This is a genomic window from Variovorax sp. 20P10.2.4 (assembly GCF_058244205.1).
The window spans coordinates 1-1,824 of the sequence record NZ_JBZAYE010001000.1 but is presented as its reverse complement, the minus strand read 5'-3'; the positions used below and the strand labels follow the sequence as shown (position 1 = coordinate 1,824).

Sequence of the window (1,824 nt, the reverse complement as noted above, 5' to 3'; positions counted from 1 at the left end):
TGCCGGTCGAGGTCAGCAGGCGCGGCTTCTGCAGCGCACCGGTGGCATCGACCTCGAAGCGCAGCAGGGTGCGGTAGCTGCCGGGCGCGGTGCGCGCATCGGCGCACAGCGCTTCCCAGACCCGAGTCTGGACCAGGCCGTCGTAGCGCCGGTCCAGCCCCGGCACGATGGCCGGCACGGCGCCGATCTCCACCGGCACCGGCCGCAGCACGAAGGCGTCGCGGAGCTTGCCACCGGGGTTCTCAGCCGTCAGGCCGGTGCCCTCGAGCAGCGCCGCCAGGGCCACGCGCGGCAGGTGCAGGCCCTGGACCGGGGCCGACACGCGGCCCGCGACCAGCGCATCGCTGAACAGCACGGTCTGGTCCGCGATCACCGCGTAACGCTCCAGCGCGGAGGCCAGCGGCTGCGCGGGAATGTCGAATGCCAGTGGCTGCGGTTGCACGGGCGCCGGCACGGCGGCGGCCACGGGATCAGCGGTCGTCGACGCCAGGGCGGGTGCCATCGCCATCCACAGTACGCAAGCGCAAGCCGCCAACCGGTCCGTCAGGTCGCACGCAACGGCGCGTCCCACGGTCCACCCTCCCGCCATGCCCGACCGCAGGCGCCCTGCGATCCGCGTTCTGCATGCTGGGCACCGGACAGGGAAACAGAGGTTGGCGTCAGCACGGCACGAGAACCCTATGCAAAACGCACAGCATCGGCGCGCGAGGTTGCACCGATGTGACAGCGGCGGCACGCGGTGGACTGCGGGGCGCGCGGGCGCCGCTACCCCGCCACCGCCTGGCCGCCGTGCTCGCGCCGGGTCCGCAGCACGGGATCGGGCACCTCCATGCGCCGCGCCTCGAGATGGTGGTGGGCGCGCAGCGTGTGCAGCAGCCCGTAGTTGATGCTGAACTCCTCGGTGTCCACGTCCGCCAGCGCGCCATGCGTGAGGCAGCGGTGCACGATGTCGATCGCCTGCGGATGCGCGCTGACCATGCGGATGTCGTGGATGAAGGCCCGCGCCTCGGGCAGCGGCTCCGAGCGCAGCAGGAAGCCCACGAACCAGCGCCACAGCATGTTGTAGCCCAGGCCCTCGCGCACGCGCTTGGGGTCGGCCAGCGAGTAGACGATCTGCAGCAGCCAGGCGCGCATGATCATGCGCGCGTCCACGCCGCTCGTGCATTCGCGCGTGAGTTCGTTCAGGACGGTGCCCTCGTAGGCCAGCGTGCTGTCGATGGCCTCGCGCAGCGCGACCAGCGCATGGTCGTCGGGCACGAAGGACTGCAGGCGATCGACCTCCACCCACAGCGGGTGCGACACGATCCACACCCAGGGGACGCCGTACCGCTCCACCGGCACCGGCTCGGTTCGAGCGACCTCCACGTGCCTGGACAGCTCCTTGTCCAGGGTCTGCATCGATACGCTCCTGGCAAGGCCAGAAGAGAACTTTTCCCTTGGGTTCTTTTTCTTCATCCAGACTCCTCGTCCACACCGCCACATCGCACGCGGACGATCCGCGCGCGGCGATCGGCGCCTCCCGGCCGGGAGACACCCACCGATTCCTCTAGACGAGCGCCGATCGGCAAACCCGCAGGAAAAAGGCGCGGCCCCTCAGCGGACCCGGACGATCCCCGGCGGGCCGGGGTCGGGGAGCACGGGCGCCACGATGCGCGTGGTGGCGCCCGCGCGCTCGATGGTCACCGCGTCGGCGTCTATCGCCACCAGCCGCACGTCGGGCAGCAGCCGCTCGCCGGTCATGAAGGCCTTGGGCGGCGCGCCGTTGACGGTCAGCACCGCCACCGCGCGATCGTGCCGGCGCATCAGTCCGACCACCGTGACGTT

The 1,824-nt window shown here is 71.2% G+C and carries 2 protein-coding genes and 1 pseudogene; all 3 read right to left on the bottom strand.

Features of this window, described 5'->3' with window-relative positions:
• Positions 1–466, bottom strand: a 466-nt coding sequence (locus AC27VN_RS40390) for an STN domain-containing protein (RefSeq protein WP_490880351.1), incomplete at its 3' end; no start/stop codon positions are given.
• Positions 467–765: 299 nt separating this feature from the next.
• The gene (locus AC27VN_RS40385) at positions 766–1,398 is read right to left on the bottom strand and encodes a transposase (RefSeq protein ID WP_490880350.1); all 633 of its coding nucleotides are present in this window, start codon (positions 1,396–1,398) and stop codon (positions 766–768) included.
• A 195-nt stretch (positions 1,399–1,593) separates the two neighbouring features.
• Positions 1,594–1,824, bottom strand: a pseudogene (locus tag AC27VN_RS40380) (hypothetical protein); the annotation flags it as partial.

Excerpts from the sequence above, each read along its gene's own strand:
- AC27VN_RS40385 (WP_490880350.1), bottom strand. The coding sequence starts at position 1,398 with ATGCAGACCCTGGACAAGGAGCTGTCCAGGCACGTGGAGGTCGCTCGA.